Annotated in this window: 20 protein-coding genes; 5 read left to right on the forward strand and 15 right to left on the reverse strand. The window is 62.2% G+C overall.

Annotation, left to right across the window (positions count from 1 at the left end; all coding sequences use genetic code 11):
* Nucleotides 1–99: 99 nt before the first annotated feature.
* The 4 genes from NKH60_RS01530 to NKH60_RS01545 form a co-directional block, all read right to left on the reverse strand.
* Nucleotides 100–705: an RES family NAD+ phosphorylase gene (locus NKH60_RS01530; RefSeq protein WP_352831228.1), complete on the reverse strand. Its 606-nt coding sequence runs from the start codon at nucleotides 703–705 to the stop codon at nucleotides 100–102.
* Between the two features lie 84 nt (nucleotides 706–789).
* Nucleotides 790–1227 (reverse strand): antitoxin Xre-like helix-turn-helix domain-containing protein, encoded by a 438-nt coding sequence (locus NKH60_RS01535; protein WP_352831230.1) that lies wholly within the window; start codon nucleotides 1225–1227, stop codon nucleotides 790–792.
* Between the two features lie 605 nt (nucleotides 1228–1832).
* A complete protein-coding gene (gene metF, locus NKH60_RS01540) occupies nucleotides 1833–2750 on the reverse strand; it encodes a methylenetetrahydrofolate reductase [NAD(P)H] (protein ID WP_023676795.1) in 918 nt (305 codons plus the stop codon).
* A complete protein-coding gene (locus NKH60_RS01545) occupies nucleotides 2750–3772 on the reverse strand; it encodes an ArsR/SmtB family transcription factor (protein WP_023676796.1) in 1023 nt (340 codons plus the stop codon). The genes metF and NKH60_RS01545 overlap by 1 nt, the downstream gene beginning before the upstream one ends.
* A 142-nt stretch (nucleotides 3773–3914) precedes the next feature.
* On the opposite strand from NKH60_RS01545, the gene tsaA reads away from it, so the two are divergent.
* Entirely contained in the window at nucleotides 3915–4433 is a 519-nt protein-coding gene (tsaA, locus tag NKH60_RS01550; protein WP_352501079.1) for a tRNA (N6-threonylcarbamoyladenosine(37)-N6)-methyltransferase TrmO, read from the forward strand.
* On the forward strand, nucleotides 4433–4744 hold the full coding sequence (locus tag NKH60_RS01555; protein ID WP_352456194.1) for a DUF2293 domain-containing protein: 312 nt from the start codon (nucleotides 4433–4435) through the stop codon (nucleotides 4742–4744). Before tsaA ends, NKH60_RS01555 begins: the two co-directional genes overlap by 1 nt.
* Before the next feature lie 291 nt (nucleotides 4745–5035).
* Here the strand turns inward: NKH60_RS01555 and NKH60_RS01560 are convergent, their stop codons facing one another.
* Entirely contained in the window at nucleotides 5036–5653 is a 618-nt protein-coding gene (locus NKH60_RS01560; RefSeq protein WP_352831232.1) for an MOSC domain-containing protein, read from the reverse strand.
* Between the two features lie 207 nt (nucleotides 5654–5860).
* Between NKH60_RS01560 and NKH60_RS01565 the strand changes: the two genes are divergently transcribed.
* Complete coding sequence (locus NKH60_RS01565) at nucleotides 5861–6427, forward strand: methyltransferase family protein (RefSeq protein WP_352471529.1); 567 nt, start codon at nucleotides 5861–5863, stop codon at nucleotides 6425–6427.
* Between the two features lie 84 nt (nucleotides 6428–6511).
* Here the strand turns inward: NKH60_RS01565 and NKH60_RS01570 are convergent, their stop codons facing one another.
* The 6 genes from NKH60_RS01570 to ettA all read right to left on the reverse strand — a co-directional run bounded on the left by NKH60_RS01570 (nucleotide 6512) and on the right by ettA (nucleotide 11195).
* Nucleotides 6512–7633, reverse strand: coding sequence for a beta-ketoacyl-ACP synthase III (locus NKH60_RS01570; protein ID WP_352831235.1), 1122 nt, complete (start codon nucleotides 7631–7633; stop codon nucleotides 6512–6514).
* A gap of 121 nt (nucleotides 7634–7754) precedes the next feature.
* Entirely contained in the window at nucleotides 7755–8090 is a 336-nt protein-coding gene (locus tag NKH60_RS01575; RefSeq protein WP_352471527.1) for a hypothetical protein, read from the reverse strand.
* A gap of 109 nt (nucleotides 8091–8199) precedes the next feature.
* Nucleotides 8200–8991, reverse strand: coding sequence for a trans-aconitate 2-methyltransferase (gene tam / locus NKH60_RS01580; RefSeq protein WP_352831237.1), 792 nt, complete (start codon nucleotides 8989–8991; stop codon nucleotides 8200–8202).
* Nucleotides 8988–9251 carry a type II toxin-antitoxin system RelE family toxin gene (locus tag NKH60_RS01585; protein WP_352501113.1) on the reverse strand — a complete coding sequence of 88 codons (264 nt, stop codon included), beginning with the start codon at nucleotides 9249–9251 and terminating at the stop codon, nucleotides 8988–8990. Before NKH60_RS01585 ends, tam begins: the two co-directional genes overlap by 4 nt.
* Nucleotides 9252–9253: 2 nt before the next feature.
* Nucleotides 9254–9487, reverse strand: a complete 234-nt coding sequence (gene relB, locus NKH60_RS01590) for a type II toxin-antitoxin system RelB family antitoxin (RefSeq protein ID WP_352471524.1) — start codon at nucleotides 9485–9487, stop codon at nucleotides 9254–9256.
* Nucleotides 9488–9545: 58 nt separating this feature from the next.
* The gene (gene ettA, locus NKH60_RS01595) at nucleotides 9546–11195 is read right to left on the reverse strand and encodes an energy-dependent translational throttle protein EttA (RefSeq protein WP_352453385.1); all 1650 of its coding nucleotides are present in this window, start codon (nucleotides 11193–11195) and stop codon (nucleotides 9546–9548) included.
* A 345-nt stretch (nucleotides 11196–11540) separates the two neighbouring features.
* On the opposite strand from ettA, the gene NKH60_RS01600 reads away from it, so the two are divergent.
* Nucleotides 11541–12836: a GGDEF domain-containing protein gene (locus NKH60_RS01600; protein WP_352831239.1), complete on the forward strand. Its 1296-nt coding sequence runs from the start codon at nucleotides 11541–11543 to the stop codon at nucleotides 12834–12836.
* 27 nt (nucleotides 12837–12863) lie between these two features.
* On the opposite strand, the gene NKH60_RS01605 is transcribed toward NKH60_RS01600, so the two are convergent.
* From NKH60_RS01605 to NKH60_RS01620, 4 genes are all read right to left on the reverse strand, one after another.
* A complete protein-coding gene (locus tag NKH60_RS01605; protein ID WP_352471520.1) occupies nucleotides 12864–13478 on the reverse strand; it encodes a hypothetical protein in 615 nt (204 codons plus the stop codon).
* Between the two features lie 74 nt (nucleotides 13479–13552).
* Nucleotides 13553–14566, reverse strand: coding sequence for a ribonuclease T2 family protein (locus tag NKH60_RS01610; protein WP_352709702.1), 1014 nt, complete (start codon nucleotides 14564–14566; stop codon nucleotides 13553–13555).
* 120 nt (nucleotides 14567–14686) lie between these two features.
* Nucleotides 14687–15136, reverse strand: a complete 450-nt coding sequence (locus tag NKH60_RS01615) for a MarR family winged helix-turn-helix transcriptional regulator (protein WP_352709703.1) — start codon at nucleotides 15134–15136, stop codon at nucleotides 14687–14689.
* On the reverse strand, nucleotides 15133–15918 hold the full coding sequence (locus tag NKH60_RS01620) for an alpha/beta fold hydrolase (RefSeq protein ID WP_352539492.1): 786 nt from the start codon (nucleotides 15916–15918) through the stop codon (nucleotides 15133–15135). The genes NKH60_RS01615 and NKH60_RS01620 overlap by 4 nt, the downstream gene beginning before the upstream one ends.
* Nucleotides 15919–16184: 266 nt before the next feature.
* On the opposite strand from NKH60_RS01620, the gene NKH60_RS01625 reads away from it, so the two are divergent.
* Nucleotides 16185–17120 carry an alpha/beta fold hydrolase gene (locus NKH60_RS01625; protein WP_352831241.1) on the forward strand — a complete coding sequence of 312 codons (936 nt, stop codon included), beginning with the start codon at nucleotides 16185–16187 and terminating at the stop codon, nucleotides 17118–17120.
* The last annotated feature ends 12 nt before the right edge of the window (nucleotides 17121–17132 follow it).

Genomic DNA, 17132 nt, shown 5'->3' on the forward strand with positions numbered 1-17132 from the left:
AAAGATGTGCAGCGGTTTTGCGGTAACGACATGCATAGAAAAAGAACCTAAAGCGCGTCGCACGAGGCCGGTCGAACGCGACGCGCTTTAGAGATGGCGCTATATGGGCGTGATCGCGGGAACAGATGAACCCTGCCATTCCAGACGCCAGATACCGCCTTGCCTGAGATTCTGAACGAGATCGGGAAGGAAGGCGGCAAGGCAGGTCCCGCCGACATGTCTCACGGAAGGATACACAAGACCGGTCGCGGCGTCTTGCTTGCGGAGTTGCTTCGCCAGCGCCTGACCGGCAGGATAGGCTAAGACAGTATCCGGATCGAGCACCGGGTCCTTGCTGAACTCAGCACCGCGCAGATCGTGAAACGAGCCTATGAAGTCGGCAACGAGCTCCGCGTAGTCGGTGACGTTTTCGAAACGTTCGATTGCGGCAAGCTCGCGCGTCAGATGAAAAGAGACCTCGCCGAGTGCGGTTTCCGCATCGAACGCACAGTACCAGACGCCCCTGGCATCATCGTTGAAACGATTGCCGCCCGGACGGGTGTAAGCGAACGCCGCATTGATGAAGGTGTAGCCCGGTCTCCCGAAAACCAGTTCGCGCGGATCGAGGTCGGGCAATCCTCCCTGCTGCGCCTGAAGGCGGCCGCTGGTGGCTCCTTCGAGCTCCGCAAGGTCCTCCAAATCTCCATGATTCCTGGCCAACGGCATCAGGACCGGTTCCTTGAACCTGCCTGTCGAAATCAGCCGGATCGTGTCGCGCTGGGAAATGTCAGCGCGTGGTGGGATCTGCATTCAAAGTCCACCGCGCAAAGCGTCCATATGTTGGCGAACCTGCAGCAGCTTCGGAATGCCGCCCTCGATCATCACGTCCAAGGGGCGCCGGCCACCATAAAGCGGCCCTTTGTTCGGCAACCGCACCCATTCATCGGCAAGCGCTTCGGAGAACAGAAGCCGCAGTCCCTTGAAGATGCCGATCAGGGCGCTGATGCGTGTCAGCGAATCCTGGGAGAGAACGCCCTCCCACTCGCCTTTCTTCATGCGGAACCAGGTTCTCTCCGACACGTCGCCGATCAAAGTACAGATCTCGGTGCTGGTCAGATGCCAGATGTCTGCGAGCCTGACGATGCCGGCAACAGCCGCTGGCGTGAGCCGCGCCCGTACCGAGGCATCCGCCAGATTTGCCGGCAAAGCCTGATTTGCAGGATCGCGAACCGCATAAGCGACACTCATTCCGGCCTCCATCAATTGGCAGGCAATATACTGCCAATTGGCAGAAAATTCAAGTCCTGGCTATCTCACAACGGTGCCGGTTGCCCACCGCATTCGTATAGCGTGCGTATAGCGTGCAGCATCCGGTTGGATGCGCAAAGGATGCGTCGAATCTTCAGCCATTCGAAAATCGATTCCGATTTTCCGCCGCGGTAGCGCTGCCATTCTCGCTGCTGCCACGGCTTTGCCACAAATTATTCACAGGTCCCGAGCCGGCTTTTGACAAAGAGTTTCAATGCCTAACGGCAAACGGCAGGTCGCAAATTCCACAATCTCGTCGCATTGCAGCAAAGTTTCTGCTTGCCTGTGGCACAAATGACCCTAGACTCTCGCCATAGCTCTTTAAGAGGAGGCTATGACATGGGACTGACGAGGCCGATCAACGCATTGATGATTTGTGCTGCGTTTGCATTCATCGGCGCCCTCATTATGGGCGTCCTTCCATAAGGCCGCTGAGCGGGGGAAGACCAGCACCGAATACTCCAAACCATTTGAAAAGGCCGGGCATTTTGCCCGGCCTTTTGCATTCCCCCGATCTTTGACATTTTAAAAAGGAGCTTGCCGCCTTACGCCGCGGCTGATCCCGCCGCCTCGACTTCGTGCGACCTGATGCCGATCATGTGGCAGATGGCGAAGACCAGATCGGCTCGGTTCATCGTGTAGAAGTGGAAATCGCCGACGCCGCGCTCGACAAGGTCCAGCACCTGCTCGGCGGCCACGGCAGATGCCACCAGCGCATGCGTTTGCGGATCGTTCTGCAGCCCATCGAAACGCTCGGCCAGCCATGCTGGCACCAAGGCGCCGCACCGCGCCGAGAAGTTGGCGACTTGGGTGAAATTGTGCACCGGCAATATGCCCGGCACGATGGGTATGTAGATGCCGGCCCGCCGTGCCCGCTCGACATAGCGCTCATAGAGATCGTTGTCGAAGAAGAACTGGGTGATCGCCCGCGTCGCTCCGTTGTCGGCCTTGCGCTTCAGCATGTCGAAGTCGGTGGCGAAATCCGGGCTTTCCGGATGCTTTTCCGGATATGCCGAGACCGATATGTCGAAATCGCCGGCGCCCTTCAGCGCATCAACCAGTTCGGCGCCATTGGCATAGCCTTCCGGATGCGGCCGGTAGGCCGCGCCGACGCCCTCGGCCGGATCGCCGCGCAGGGCGACGAAACGCTTGACGCCCATATCGGCGAACTCCCGGATCACCGCATCGACCTCGTGACGCGCCGCATCGACGCAAGTCATGTGCGCCGCCGGCGTCAGCGTCGTTTCATTGAGGATGCGCTTGACGGTGCGGGCCGTCCGCTCGCGGGTCGAACCACCGGCGCCATAGGTGACCGAGACGAATTTCGGCTTAAGCGGCTCAAGCCGGGTGACCGTGTCCCACAGCCTTGCTTCCATCTCATCGTTTTTCGGCGGAAAGAACTCGAACGAAACCCTGACCTTGTCGCCGATGTCGGGGCGGCGGGAGAAGCGGAACTGGTTCATCAGGCGGTTTCCCCTATCGGATACGCATTGGCCGGTTGTCTGTCGTTGGAAGGCTCGGCAATCAGCATGCGCCGATCGCGGCCGAGCCAGAGTTTGACGGTGAGCTTGGCCTCGTTGCCGCCGCGCGGCTCGAATTCCTGACTGTCCTCGAGGTCGAGGCCGGCCTCGGAAAACCAGTCGCCAATCTGCCGGTCGGAAAAGCCGAGACGCATATGCGCGTGCTCCTCGCGCAAGAACTCCAGCGCGTGCGGCGCGAAATCGACGATCACCAGCCGGCCGGCCGGGCGCAGCAGACGCGCCGCCTCGCGGATGGCGCGGGCGGGATCGTCGAGATAGTGCAGCACCTGATGGATGGTAACGAGATCGAAGGCGTCGCGTTCGACCGGCGGCGCGAAAATGTCGCCCTGGCGCACCTGCGCATTCGAAACGCCGGCCTTGTCGAGATTGGCGCGCGCCACCGTCAGCATCTCGCGCGACATGTCGATGCCGACACCGCGCCGATAGAGCGGCGAAAAGATCTCGAGCAGCCGTCCGGTGCCGGTGCCGAGATCGAGCATCGACTGGAACGGCCGTTTGCCGACGAGCTTGATGAGAGCTGCTTCGACGGCGCGATCCGGCACATGCAGCGAGCGGATATGGTCCCAGCTTGCGGCGTTTACCGAGAAATATTCGGCAGCCCGGTCCTGCCGCTTGCGCTTGACTGCGGCCAGCCGTTCGAGATCACGCTCGACCTGCGGATCGGCGCCGCGGATGCCGGAGACCAGCCTGAGCACGAAATCGCGCGACGCATCGGAATCCGATAGCCGGAAGAACGCCCACGAGCCCTCCTGGTAGCGGCCGATCAGCCCGGCCTCCAGCAGCAATTTCAAATGGCGCGAGACGCGCGGCTGCGACTGGCCGAGGATTTCGGTGAGATCGGACACGGTCAGATCGCCGCGCGACAGCAGCGCCAATATGCGCAGCCGGCTGGATTCCGCCGCCGCCTTCAATGTATCTACCATCGTGTCGAGAGCGACATGCATGCGAGCATTCTCTTTGAAAAGATATAAACATATGTTTATGTCGGTTTGGATAGGCTTGCAAGCGCTATGTCGCTTCCGGACAAGAAAATGACGCATGCGTGGCGGATCGCGCAAAAACGGACGCATGATCGGGGCGAGAACCATGTTCGAAACGCGCAGCGGCGAAAAGCTCCTGGAAACCGACCCGGCAACGATGCCGCCGGATGGCCATGTCGTCTTCATCGGCCGCATCGCTTCGCCTTGGATCACGCGGGAGACTTGCCCCAAAAACATGAAGGCGGCGCGGGAGACGGAACAGCCGGCGCACTTGGTCATCGACCCGCTTTATCGGGATGGCCTGCTTGGGCTGGAACGCGCCAGCCACGTGATCGTCCTGTCCTGGCTGCACCATGCGCCGCGGCAACTGATTGTCCAGAAACCCCGCCATGCCACAGGGCCGAAAGGCGTCTTTTCACTGCGCTCCCCTGCCCGGCCGAATCCTGTCGGACTGCATGTCGCCAAGCTGGTTGCCCTCGACATCGACACCGGCCGCATCGATCTCGACGCCATCGACGTGCTCGACGGCACGCCGGTCATCGACATCAAGCCCTATTTCGCCTCGACCGATGCCTTTGCCGATGCGACCATCGCCGGGCGGGACGAGCCAGGGCCGGTGGAGTGATGAGCGCGCCGACCGGCCGCCGCCGCGCCATCGCCAAGGCACTGACAGCGCTGCTGCCGCTGGCGCCCTATGCCGACATGGAAAAGATCCGGGCCGATGCCGGCGCCGTGCACATGAAGACCTTGCCGCCGAGCATTGCCGTGTGGCTGGCGACGATAGCGCATATTCGCCACGCCCACACCGACTACGAAAAGCTGCTGGCCGAAGGCTATGACCGCGATTCCGCGCGCTTCTTCGTCATCGAACAGACCAACAATGTGCTCACCCGCTGGCGCGCCACCCGTCTGCTCGACGATGAGGATGAGGCGTAGAGCGACGGCAGGCACACGCGTCGAGTTCTGCGCTCTTCACTGTTGTGATTAGCGAAATCGAGAGGTGACGGCCAATCTCCCCCCTCGTGGGGGAGATGTCCGGCAGGACAGAGGGGCGCTGTCCCGCCGACCTCAGGTCGGCAGCATCGGAACTTTCAAAGCCTGAAATAAAAAACCCGCCTCGCGGGCGGGTCGTTGGAGCCCAATTGGCACCATACCCAAATTAGTAGCATAGCTGCCGGCACAAAGCAAGAACAAAATACGCCGTGACTAGAGGTCGCCTTGCCTGGACTAGGCCCGGTAAATCCACTGCTCGGGCACGCGCACCGAAATCTCCTCGCCGGCCGCGATCGTGCCGGGCTTCTCGACCCAGGCGACGAGCCCGCGCAACCGCTTCGCCGCCTTCGGGAACAGCAGCGCGCCGGCCTCATGGTCGGCCATCCCGGCATTTTCGGCGACCGATCGCCCGGCGATCCGGCAAGGCCCGTTCTGCGCGTTGATCTTGACGGTCGCGCCGCCTTTGAAGAACAGCAGCGTGCCGGACGGCAGCATGGAGAGGCGCGGCAGGCCGTCGATCAGGAGATTGGCGCCGATCCATTCCGGCTTGATCTCGGCGATGCCCATCCGTTCGGCGACGATTGCCAGTTCGTCCGCAGCCACGATCGACAATTGCCGTTCGTTGCGCATCTCAGTGCCGCGCGGATACCAGGGTTCCCGCCCGCCGGAGCGCCGCGTCGTGCCGGCGTGGAAATCGCCGTCGATGCCGTCGAAACCGAGTTGCAGCGTATCCACCGCTCGTGTCTCAAAACGATCGAATGATGCGAGATAGAGCGCCGCCACCCTGGCGGCGAGTTTTCGCGACGGGACGATCTCGACCGGAGTTTCGGCTTCGGGAAACATATCCGGCATTGGTTTCATTCCTAGCTGCCGGATGCAGTTAGCCGAAGTCGATTCATAGGGTCCAGTCGAAAGCGTTGATGCTCCAATCAAGACGGCTGATACGGGTCGGCACCACCAGCGTCATGGTTGAACCAGCCTCATGCAAAAGCGTGCCGCATTGCTGCCGCGCTGCATCGGTTGATAATATCGGTCAGGTCAAGCCCGCTGAGGTTTATCATGCATCCCGCATCGGCAATCGCACAGCTCTGGCTGCTCTGGGTGGTTTCATGGGCCGCGGCCGCCTTCTGGGCCGACCGGGCCGAAAAACGCGCCGGCTTCGGGGTGGAGCTTCCATCCCGCGCCGTCATGGTGCTCGGCACGATCCTGCTCTTCATCCCGGCGCACGGTTATGCCGGCCCGCTGAGGCTTTGGACGCCGAACCTTGCCGAAGCGTGGATCTGCGTGGCGCTGATTGCCGCCGGTCTGGCATTTGCCTGGTGGGCGCGGCTGCATCTTGGCCGCCTGTGGTCGGCCACGGTCACCGCCAAGGCCGCGCATCGCGTCGTCGACACCGGCCCTTACCGGCTGGTGCGCCACCCGATCTATACCGGCCTGCTTCTGGCGATCCTCGCCACCATGGCGGCGAAAGGCACTGTCTGGGGCGTTGCCGGCGCCATCCTCATCACCGTCGGCATCGTCATGAAGGCAAGGCTGGAGGAGCGTTTTCTGCGCGGTGAACTGGGTAGCGCTTACGACGACTATGCCAGGCGCGTTCCGATGCTGGTGCCGTTCGCGCCGGGCTAATGCATGTCGCCCAAAAGCATGCCCTCGGGCTTGAACCGAGGGTGTGCAGTGGTTTTGGGACACGACATGCGTAAAACAAAAAATCTAAAGCATGCGCAATAGCGCGCCGCCGATCGAGTAGCCGGCGCCGAAGGCGCAGAGCAGGCCGTAGTCGCCGGCCTTCATGTCGGCATGGTTCTCCGACAGGGCGATGATGGCGCCGGCGGCGGCGGTGTTGCCGAGGCGCTCCAGCACCATCGGCGCGCGGTCGTGGTCGACGTCATGGCCGAACGACAGTTTCAGGATCATGGCGTTCATCCGCGCATTGGCCTGATGCAGCCAGAAGCGCCGGATCGCTTGCGGCGTCAGCCCGTGCTCGGCCAGGAACTCGACGATGAATTTGTGGCCGGCAACGGTGACTTCCTTGAACACCTTGTTGCCGATCTGCTTGATCAGATTGCCTTCCAGATCGATCATGTACGGATCGTCCTGGGTGGCGCGGGTATAGTAACCGAGATTGGTGCGGATGCTGTTCGACATCTGCGTCCAGGCGCGCGTATCCAGCACCTCGAAGCGGCCCGGCCGCTTCTCGCCCTGGGCGAGCCCTTCGACGATCATCGACACGGAAGCGTCGCCGAAGATGAAATGCGTCTGCCGGTCGCGAAAATTGAGATGCCCGGTGATGATCTCCGGCGTCGTCACCAGCACGCGTTTATGCGCCCCTGCCCGCACCAGATTGACGGCGATGTGCAACGCCGCCGCTGCCGAAGAGCAGCCAAGCCCCATATCGAAGCCGGCGCCTTTCGTGCCCAGCGCCTGCTGCATTTCGATGGCGATCGCCGGATAGGGCCGCTGATGGTGCGAGGCCGAGCAGATCACCAGGTCGATGTCGCCAGGCTTCAGCCCGGCATGATCGAGCGCCTTGCGGGCCGAAGCGATGCCGAACTCGGCCTCCAGCGACAGCGCATCGTCGGGCCGCGCCGCGAAACGCGGCGCCATGCGGGTCGGATCGAGGATGCCTTCCCGTTCGATGACATGGCGGGTCTGGACGCCCGAGGCATGGACGATGAAGGCACTGTCCGATTTCTGCAGAAGCGGCTCGCCCGACACCTCGCGGCGGACGTTTTCCATATCCACCCAGCTGTTGAAGCTGGCGACGAGTTCCTCATTGGTGATCAAGGCTTCGGGGATTTCAACGCCGATGCCGCTGATGATGACGCGATGCATTTCCAGTTCGTCCCGTGCGCAGGCGTTGCGGCTTCATGTCGACGCCGCAAAAAGCTCGGCGCAACCTCTTTTGCACCTAGCCAGTTTATGCCGGCTTAAATCAAGTCCCTGGGACGGGTCTTTACCAGGCGCAGAGCTTGGTATTGGTCTGCGGGTTGTTCCAGCAGGCACCGTCATCGCGGCTGCGCACGAATTGCCCGGGCAGCGGCACGTTGCGGCGGCCGAGATTGACATAGCCATAGGCAAAACCCGGTCCGTCGATTTCCAGGACGTAGGTCGGATAGCCCGGCGCCGAGATGCGAAAGCTGCCGGCATCGTCCAGCGCCCGATAGCTGCACGAGAAATAGCCGTCGTCGCTGGTGAAGCAGCGCGCTCGCTTGGCCTCCGCCGATAGAGACAAGGCAAGCACAGCGGCCGCACAAATGCTGCCGCCGAAACCCATCTTTTTCAGTGTCATCATCCACCCCCATGGCCCATGAAGGGCCGTGCCCCAGCGAGATGCGCATGACGGCGAAGGCCGGTCAAGCATCCGCTGCTGGCTGTTTTTTGGGTGTAGCTAAGAGTTTCTAAGCGGAACGCCGCGCCACGATGAAGAGACGGGGAAAGCGCAGCAACACCTTGCCGCTTGCCGTTTTCGGATAGGCTTCGCTGATCCCGGCCGCGTAGTGCTTCAGGAAAAGCTGCCGCTCGTTTTCGTCGAGAGGATCGAGGAACGGCTTCAGCCCCGTCGATTTCACCCACTCGACGATCGCCTCGGCATCGGCCAGCGGATGGTTGTAGATCGTGTGCCAGACATCGAGCCGATCCGAGAATGGCGACAAAAGGTCGTAATAGAACGCGACCGGCGGCAGCGGCGCGCGGGCCGCGCGCTCGAGCTTTTCGGCAAACGGCATCTCGGCCGCGGTCTCCCGCATCAGCCGGTGCGAAGGTTCGGCCATATTGTCCGGCATCTGCACGGCAAGCGCGCCGCCGGGCGCCAAAAATCCCATCAACCGCTGGAAGACCGCCGGATGCTCCGGCAGCCATTGAAACACCGCATTGGCAAAGATCACGTCGACCGGTTCGTTCGGCTGCCACGCCGCCGCATCCGCCAAGGCAAAGCTGACACCGGGCAGGCGCGCCCTGGCCTTCTCGATCATGTCGGGCGAGGTATCGAAGCCACTGATCTGCGCCCGCGGCCAGCGCTCGACCAGCAATTCGGTCGAATTGCCCGGCCCGCAGCCAATGTCGACCACCCGGCGCGGTTCCGGCACCGGCACCTGCGCGACGAGATCGCGCGCCGGCCGGGTGCGCTCATCCTCGAATTTCAGGTAGAGGGCGGCGGACCAGTCGGGCCTCACCTTCGCGACTGTATTCATCGATAGACCTCGCGACGGTCGCCTACTTGAACCACCCAAATCGCGACAGCGCTATCATCGATCCTTGTCAGAACTCGGAATGAGCCCACACGATATTTCCAGAGACCTGCCAGTGGTCCTGTTAGCGCTTCGCCAAGTTCGCGTGGATTATCGCGCGAGGCGAGCCTGTTTTCCAGGAAGTCCACAATCCGACGCTGATCGGACCTTTGCAATCTGGAGATATCCTTCAGTGCACGCTTCTCGACACGAATTGTCCACACGATCAACCGTCACTGCGGTCGCTTGCGTCCAATCCCAGTCGTTCCTTAGCTTCGGCCAGAGAAAGCCATTCACCTTCACCATCGTTAAGGCGCTCGAGGGCGATTAGTCCGTCTTCCAGATCCTGAATTTGCTCGACAATGGCCTCAACGACTACGTCATGTTTTGTCCGGCCAGTTTTCCTTGCGACGATCTCGAGGCGTTTTTCCAGCGCGGTAGGAAGCTCGACATTAAGCATGTTTATCTCCTTCCGGTAATTCTACGAGCAGCCTGGGGCGCTTGCAACCAATCCGTTGTTACCGAGTCAGCCGCTTATACGTCATCCTGTGCGGATTGACCGCCTCAGGCCCAAGCCGGCGGATCTTGTCCTGCTCGTAGTCCTCGAAATTGCCTTCGAACCATTCGACATGGCTGTCGCCTTCGAAGGCGAGGATGTGCGTCGCCAGGCGATCGAGGAACATGCGATCGTGCGAGATGATGACGGCGCAGCCGGCGAAGCTCTCGAGCGCGTCTTCGAGCGCGGCCAGCGTTTCGGTATCGAGATCGTTGGTCGGTTCGTCGAGCAGCAGCACATTGCCGCCGGTCTTCAGCATTTTTGCCAGATGCACGCGGTTGCGCTGGCCGCCGGACAGGTTGCCGACCTTCTGCTGCTGGTCGCCGCCGCGGAAATTGAACGACGCGCAATAGGCGCGGGTGTTGGCTTCGAACTTGCCGAGCTTGACCACTTCGGCGCCGCCCGAGATCTCTTCCCAGACCGTCTTGGTCGGGTCGAGTGCGTCGCGGCTCTGGTCGACGTAGCCGAGCTTGACCGTCTCGCCGACGCGGATGGTGCCGGCATCGGGCTTTTCCTGGCCGGTGATCATGCGGAACAGCGTCGTCTTGCCGGCGCCGTTCGGGCCGATGACGCCGACGATGCCGCCGGGCGGCAGCTTGAATTCGAGATCGTCTATCAAAAGCGTGTCGCCAAAGCCCTTCGACAGGCCCTCGACCTCGATCACCACATTGCCGAGCCGCTCGCCATGCGGAATGACGATCTGGGTATCGCTCGGACGCCGCTTGTCGGCTGCATCCAGCAGATCCTGGAAGGCCTGGATACGGGCTTTCGACTTGGTCTGCCGGGCTTTCGGGCTGGACTGGATCCACTCGCGCTCGCGGCCGATCGCCCGCTGGCGCGCATCGTCCTCGCGGCCTTCCTGCTTGAGCCGCTTGGCCTTGGCTTCGAGATATTTGGTGTAGTTGCCTTCGTAGGGGATACCGCGGCCGCGATCGAGCTCGAGGATCCAGCCGGTGACATTGTCGAGGAAGTAGCGATCGTGGGTGATGATCATCACCGCGCCCGGATAGGCCCGCAGATGCTTTTCCAGCCACGCCGTCGTCTCGGCGTCGAGATGGTTGGTCGGCTCGTCGAGCAGCAGAAGGTCGGGCTGGCGCAGCAGCAACTGACAGAGCGCGACGCGACGGCGTTCGCCGCCCGACAGCTTGGTGACATCGGCCTCCTTGGGCGGGCAGCCGAGTGCCTCCATCGCCATCTCGACCTGCTGTTCGAGATCCCACAGGTTGAGCCGGTCCATCTCGTCCTGCAGCTTGGCCGACTCGTCCGCCGTCTCGTCGGAATAGTTCATCATCAATTCGTTGTAGCGCTCGATGATGGCGGTCTTGGCGGCGACGCCTTCCATGACGTTTTCGAACACGTTCTTGTTCGGATCGAGCGCCGGCTCCTGCGCCAGGTAACCGACGGTAGCACCCTCGGCCAGCCAGGCCTCGCCGCTCCACTCCTTGTCGATGCCGGCCATGATCTTGAGGATCGTCGACTTGCCGGCGCCGTTGGGGCCGAGGATGCCGATCTTGGCGTCCGGGTAGAAGGACAGATGAATGTTCTCGAGCACCTTCTTGGTGCCGTAGGCCTTGTTGAGGCCGGCCATGTGATAGATGAACTGGCGTGCCACGCGCGCTTTCCCTGAAAAGTCGACTGATGTCGGATTGGATGGAAGTTGGGGGCTATGTAAGCGATGCAGCCGCGAACGGCAAACAGTTTTGGCCCTAAAGCAATTCCAGGAAAAACCGTGAAACGGTTTTCCGTCCGGAATTGCGTCAAAACAAAAAAGATGGAGCGGTTCAGCGGTTCCGTGAAACGATGACCCGCTCCAGGCGGATTTGGTCGCAGCCGCAAACGCTTAGCCGCTTCATTTCGTGCCGGCGCCCAGGCGAAAGCTCCGGTTAATCATTCCGCGTCAAACAATGTTGGATGGGAAATCGCTGGCAGCCGCGATTTCGGGGAGAGAGATCGGGCCGTGTTGAACAGTTTCCTGCTTTTTGCCGAAGCGGTTCTCTATTTCGGCATCATGGTCACGCTTTTCCGGTTCAGGGGCCGCATCGGCCTCGGCGTCTTTGTTTGCGCCCTTGGCGTCATGCATTTCCTGGAAACCTATCTCGCCAGCGTCTTCTACGTCGCGCTGCCGTTCGGCATGGTATCGCCGGGTTCGGCCGTGCTGTTTTCCGGCAAGCTGGTGATGCTTCTCCTGCTCTACATCAAGGAGGACGCGGCAACTGTCCGGCAGCCGATTTACGGCCTGCTGCTCGGCAATGCCCTGATGGTCGGGCTCGTGCTGATCCTGCGCCTGCACGACATCGCACCGCTGCCCGACGGCAAGCTTCCCGACATCGGCTTCATCGATGAGATGGGCTGGCTGATGGTGTGGGGCACGACGCTGCTGTTCGTCGATGCCATCCTGATCATTCTGCTCTATGAAAAGCTCGGCAAATACCTGCGCGAGGCGCTTTTCACCCGCATCCTGGTCTCCGTCGCCTGCGTGCTCACCTTCGACCAGGCAGGCTTTTTCACGGCGCTGCATTTCGTCACCGGTGCGCCGGTCGCGGTGTTCTTCGGCGGCTGGTTCGCCAAGATGGCAGCGGCCCTGGTCTACAGCACCATGCTGGTCGCCTATATCAGGTGGTTCGAGGCGCGGCAGGTGCCGGCGCCGCGCGGGCTTTCCGACATTTTCGACACGCTGACCTATCGCGAGCGCTATGAGGCGCTGGTCGAGCATGTTGGTCGCGACGGCCTCACCGGCCTCCTGCACAGGGGGCGCTTCGACAGCGATGGCGAGGCCGCCGTCGCCGCCAGCCTGCGGACCGCCAGGCCGCTCAGCCTGCTGATCATCGATGTCGACCACTTCAAATCGATCAACGACCGCTTCGGCCACGCCGAGGGAGACAAGGTGCTGAAAGCCCTGGCGATTTTGCTTGGCGAACTTGTCGGGACCGAAGATCAATTGTTCAGGATCGGCGGTGAGGAATTCGCCATCCTCGGCTGGCGTCCGCAGCCGCTCGCCAGGCTGCTGGGTGAAACCGTCAGGCAAGCGGTCAAGACGTCCGCGAGCACCAGCCGGTTCGACATTACCGTCAGCGCCGGCATCTCGACGGTCAGCGAGACGACCCGTTGCCTTGCCGATCTCTTTGCGCTGGCCGACCAGCGTCTCTACAAGGCCAAATCCACGGGACGCGATCGCGTTGTCGGGGAACCGGGCGGCAACGAAGCAGACGCCCGCAACACATGGACCAGGCCGGAGCGCAGCGCCGGCGCGTAACGCTGCCCAGGCCTGCGATTGGCTCAATCAGGATTGTTTGCGCCGCTGCCATCCGCCGATCGCAACCGAAACCGCCATCAGCGCGATCGCCAGCCATTTCAACGCGGTAATAATCGGGCCGGCTTCGATATCGTAGGCAATGAACAGAAGAATGCCCGGTACCAGCAGGCCGCAGAGCACGAGCGTGATCCGATTGATCTGCCATGACACTTTTGCCGCAAGCGCCTGGTCGCCGGGCACGGCGACAAGCGCGGCCCGCATTGCCTTCGGCGCCACGAGCGTGGTCGAAAGACGCAGCGAAATCGGCAGGCCGATGCCGATGATCAGGAAGGCGCATGCCGCCAGGAGCAGCGAAAACTTGAGCGCACTGGTTTCGGCCGGTACCGGGAACAGCAGCGCCGCCAGCGGCAGGAAGACACAGAACATCCCGAGCGCGGCGATGGCGATGAAGATCGCCGCGTTGACCAGCGTAAACAATTGGTAGGTGCCGCCGCCGACGGGTTTGGCGAGCGTGGTCATGCGAGCCCACTCCACTTCGGTGTAGGAAAAGCCCGGCCACTCCATATGGCCGTCGCGGATCGCCGTCATGCCCTTGGCCCAGAACGCCAGCCGCGCCAGCGCGCCGCCCGTCATACCACTCATCGCCACCCCCTATGAATGATGCCCCCCGGGATCATACCATCCCCGGTGCAAAGCGACAGTCGCGTACGGCCTGTTTACTGGAACCCGACGGCATCGACCGCGCCCTTCGGGCAGCCAGCCTTGGCTGTCGGCGCCGAGGCAAGCAGCAGGGCACCGAGCGAAGCGTTCGAAGCGATCGGGCCGGTCAGGCCGAGCGTCAGTTCGCCGATCAGCCGCCTGCCGTTCGAGGGATCGACCACGCAGGACACGCGGACCCGGTCGCCCGCGCCTTTGCCGAAGGCACTGTCGAAGGTGCTGCGTATCTGATCGGATGTCAGTTGCTTGCCGATGTTCTTGATGAAGAGATCGCGCACCGGCGACGCATTCATCGCGCGCATCAGGTTCAAGGCGTCGGCGAAATACTCCTGCTGGCTCTTGCCGTAGCAGGTGCCGTGCTTGATCCATTCATGCCTTTCGAGGGCGGACGCGGTGCCCGGCATCACCTGGTCGAGTTCCGCTCGCGTTTTCGGGTCAAGAGTGACCGACGGCAAATCCCGCCAGTGTGCCGGATCGTCGTTCGCCTTGTCGCTTGCCGCGACCTGGCAATAGAAATTTCCGTTCGGCTGCGGCCACAATCCATGCAAGGTGAAGTGGGTCGCATCGAAACCGGCGGCGGTCTGCGCACGGCATTCGGCCTTGCTGGATTTGGTCTCACAAAAAGCCGGCTGCCAGCTCAGCGCGAAGACATATTCCGGCTTTCCGGACGCCGATGGCTTGTTCGGCTCGGCAGGCGCCGGTGCAGCCGGCATCGTCGACGCGCTGCCGCCCGAAACATGACCGCAGCTGATCTTGACCCAGCGGCGCTCCGGATCGGCGCCCGGCACGCGAATGAGGTAGTGCGTGGGCGCGTCCTTGTTGCCGGCCAGCAGATCATAACTCTGACCAGCCGCGGTCGAGACATTGCCGGGATTCTTGCCGCTCTTGATCGCCTGCGTTGCCGGACAGGCGGCATCGGCGACGAAAGAGCCGGTCATCTTCACATCGGCCCGCGCCGCGCTTGCGCCAGCAAACGCAAGAAACACCGCCCCCCATATCGCCCAAATCCGCATTCCGGCACTCCTCGTGATTCACGCCGCAAGCTAGAAACTTGCGACATGTCAGAATTACGATTTCTTTCGCCGGCCGTAAAAACAATCGCCAGCGCATTGAGACGGCTCCCGCGTGGTCGATCAGGATCCGCTCGCCTCCACCCGTTCCGTCAGGGTGCGCAGCAGATCAAGCGAGGCTTTCAGCACGTCGGCGTCCATACCCTCCGAAACGCGGTTCGCCCAAACATGCTGGCGTGTGCCGATATTCTTGACCGCTGCCCGGCCGGCATCGGTTATCGACAACAGCTTGGCGCGGCGATGCGCCGGGTTGTCGGCGTAGGCGGCAAGCCCCTCCGCAGCCAGTATGTCGGCCAGCCGCTGTACACTCTGACGGGCGAGACCCATGTCGCGGGCGATGTCGGCCACAGATTTCGGCTCCTTCAAAACTGCACCCAAAACCTGCCAGCGCGCTGCCGTCAGCCCGGTTGGAGCGGCCAGCCGGTCGGCCGCATCCAGAAAACTGCCGTTCATCCTGAACACGGCAAGCACCAGTTCGGTGAGCACATTTGCCGCTTCGGTCCTGGTCGTCATTTCTGGCCGGCCTCGATGGTCGCGACGAAATTATTAACGGCTTCGGCTACGACCTCGGGCTTGTCAAGCATCACCCAATGGCCGCTGCCCGCCACGATCTGGCGCGGAATGTCCGTGCGCAGCCGGTAGAGCGCGGCTGGAGTGTCACTGGCCTCGGTAGCCAATACGAACATAGGCCCGCGATACGCATCGAGTGCCGGCTCCGGGTTCCATTCGGCCAGTGCCTTGCCGACACCTGCCCTCGCCGCCGGATCGACCACTGCCGCATCGGCCAGAACACGCTGGCGAACAACCGCGTTAGGGCCGGCAATCGACGTGTAATAGGCGTTCAGGACATCACGGCCTTGCGGACCGGCCAGATCGCGGACAAAGCCGTCACGAATCGCCTGCGGCAGCGCACGAGGATCGGTCGCCGGGTCGACGAGCAAGACACCGGCGACCCGGTCGGCATGGCTGGCGGCATAAGCGAGCGCCACGCCACCGCCGCCGCTGTGCGCGACAATGAGAAACCGCTTCAGGCCAAACGCGTCGGCCACGGCACCGACATCCATTGCACGACCGTCATAACCATAGTCACCGTCCTGCGCCGGCGCGGAGGCGCCATGACCGCGAAAATCGAAGGCTACCGCCTCGCGGCCTTCGACGGAGAGCTGCATCACCCGGTCCCAGTGGGAAGCGCGGCTGCAATCTCCATGCAGGAACATGATCGGCAGGCCATTGCCGGCGTTGATCCTATAAGTGGCAAGCTGGCCTTGCGGGCCTGGAACAGTGGACGTCATCATGGTCATCTCCCTGGTTTCCTGACTGAACGCAGCAATCCCTGACAACAGAGTGGCCGTCGTGAAGGCGAAGCCCGCCAGCAAGATTGCACGCCGCGAAATGGCCCGGTGGTTTTCATAGTCTTACCCCCAATCTGCCGCTGACCATTTGACAGCATGCTGTCATGTAATCACATTGACAGCATGCTGTCAACTACCGTCGAATGGGTACCCTACGTCCCTTGACGTCGATCGCTGCGTCGCCCAACAGTCGCCGACGGGAGCGAGACATGCCATTTGACAAGCAGAGGATGCTGGCATCGCCGACCGGCGCCGAGCTCAACCTTTATGTGAAACACGCCATCGGCCAACCGCGCGCCATTGTCCAGGTCAATCACGGGTTGGCCGAGCACGCGGCGCGCTATGCCCGTTTCGCCGATTTCCTTGGCGAGCGCGGCTACCAGGTCTACGCGCACGACCACCGTGGCCATGGCGCCACCAAGGCGCCCGACGCGCCACCTGGCAGGTTCGCCGATGCGGATGGCGGTGCCAAGGTCATCGCCGATGTCGCCGCCGTCCATGATCTCATCGCCAGGGAACAACCTGGTCTGCCGATCATCGTCTTCGGCCACTCCTTGGGCGCGTCGGTCGCGCTGAATTTTGTCCTCCGCCACTCGGCGCGCATCCATGCCGCCGCGATCTGGAACGGCAATTTCTCGGCCGGACTGCTCAGCCAAATCGCGCTGGCCATGCTTGGTTGGGAAAAGTTCCGGCTTGGCTCAGACGTGCCGTCGCGCCTGCTGCCCCGGCTGACGTTCCGGGCCTGGGGCAAGGCGGTGCCCAATCACCGGACGCCGTTCGACTGGCTGTCGCGCGATGCCGTTGAAGTCGAGAAATACATCGCCGACCCGCTTTGCGGCTGGGACGCATCGGTGTCGATGTGGCAGGACATCGTCATGATGACCCTGCATTGCGGCAGCGACCGCAATTTTTCCGGCGTGCGGCGCGACCTGTTCGTCAATCTGGTCGGAGGCGAGCAAGATCCGGCCTCGGACGGCGGCAAGGCGGTCAGCCATCTTGCCGGCCGGATGCACATGATGGGTTTTTCGAATCTTGTTTCAAAGGTTTACGCCAAAACCCGCCACGAAAGCCTGAACGAGGTCAACCGAGACATCATCATGGAGGATTTTGCCGCCTGGGCCGACCGCGTGCTGAGGGCACAGTGATACTGGCCCATT

Origin of the sequence: Mesorhizobium sp. M1006 (genome assembly GCF_040318825.1) — a bacterium.
Classification (GTDB): Bacteria; Pseudomonadota; Alphaproteobacteria; order Rhizobiales; family Rhizobiaceae; genus Mesorhizobium.

Excerpts from the sequence above, each read along its gene's own strand:
- NKH60_RS01530 (WP_352831228.1), bottom strand. The coding sequence starts at position 705 with ATGCCGTTGGCCAGGAATCATGGAGATTTGGAGGACCTTGCGGAGCTC.
- NKH60_RS01535 (WP_352831230.1), bottom strand. The coding sequence starts at position 1,227 with ATGAGTGTCGCTTATGCGGTTCGCGATCCTGCAAATCAGGCTTTGCCG.
- metF (WP_023676795.1), bottom strand. The coding sequence starts at position 2,750 with ATGAACCAGTTCCGCTTCTCCCGCCGCCCCGACATCGGCGACAAGGTC.
- NKH60_RS01545 (WP_023676796.1), bottom strand. The coding sequence starts at position 3,772 with ATGCATGTCGCTCTCGACACGATGGTAGATACATTGAAGGCGGCGGCG.
- tsaA (WP_352501079.1), top strand. The coding sequence starts at position 3,915 with ATGTTCGAAACGCGCAGCGGCGAAAAGCTCCTGGAAACCGACCCGGCA.
- NKH60_RS01555 (WP_352456194.1), top strand. The coding sequence starts at position 4,433 with ATGAGCGCGCCGACCGGCCGCCGCCGCGCCATCGCCAAGGCACTGACA.
- NKH60_RS01560 (WP_352831232.1), bottom strand. The coding sequence starts at position 5,653 with ATGCCGGATATGTTTCCCGAAGCCGAAACTCCGGTCGAGATCGTCCCG.
- NKH60_RS01565 (WP_352471529.1), top strand. The coding sequence starts at position 5,861 with ATGCATCCCGCATCGGCAATCGCACAGCTCTGGCTGCTCTGGGTGGTT.
- NKH60_RS01570 (WP_352831235.1), bottom strand. The coding sequence starts at position 7,633 with ATGCATCGCGTCATCATCAGCGGCATCGGCGTTGAAATCCCCGAAGCC.
- NKH60_RS01575 (WP_352471527.1), bottom strand. The coding sequence starts at position 8,090 with ATGACACTGAAAAAGATGGGTTTCGGCGGCAGCATTTGTGCGGCCGCT.
- tam (WP_352831237.1), bottom strand. The coding sequence starts at position 8,991 with ATGAATACAGTCGCGAAGGTGAGGCCCGACTGGTCCGCCGCCCTCTAC.
- relB (WP_352471524.1), bottom strand. The coding sequence starts at position 9,487 with ATGCTTAATGTCGAGCTTCCTACCGCGCTGGAAAAACGCCTCGAGATC.
- NKH60_RS01605 (WP_352471520.1), bottom strand. The coding sequence starts at position 13,478 with ATGAGTGGTATGACGGGCGGCGCGCTGGCGCGGCTGGCGTTCTGGGCC.
- NKH60_RS01610 (WP_352709702.1), bottom strand. The coding sequence starts at position 14,566 with ATGCGGATTTGGGCGATATGGGGGGCGGTGTTTCTTGCGTTTGCTGGC.
- NKH60_RS01615 (WP_352709703.1), bottom strand. The coding sequence starts at position 15,136 with ATGACGACCAGGACCGAAGCGGCAAATGTGCTCACCGAACTGGTGCTT.
- NKH60_RS01620 (WP_352539492.1), bottom strand. The coding sequence starts at position 15,918 with ATGATGACGTCCACTGTTCCAGGCCCGCAAGGCCAGCTTGCCACTTAT.
- NKH60_RS01625 (WP_352831241.1), top strand. The coding sequence starts at position 16,185 with ATGCCATTTGACAAGCAGAGGATGCTGGCATCGCCGACCGGCGCCGAG.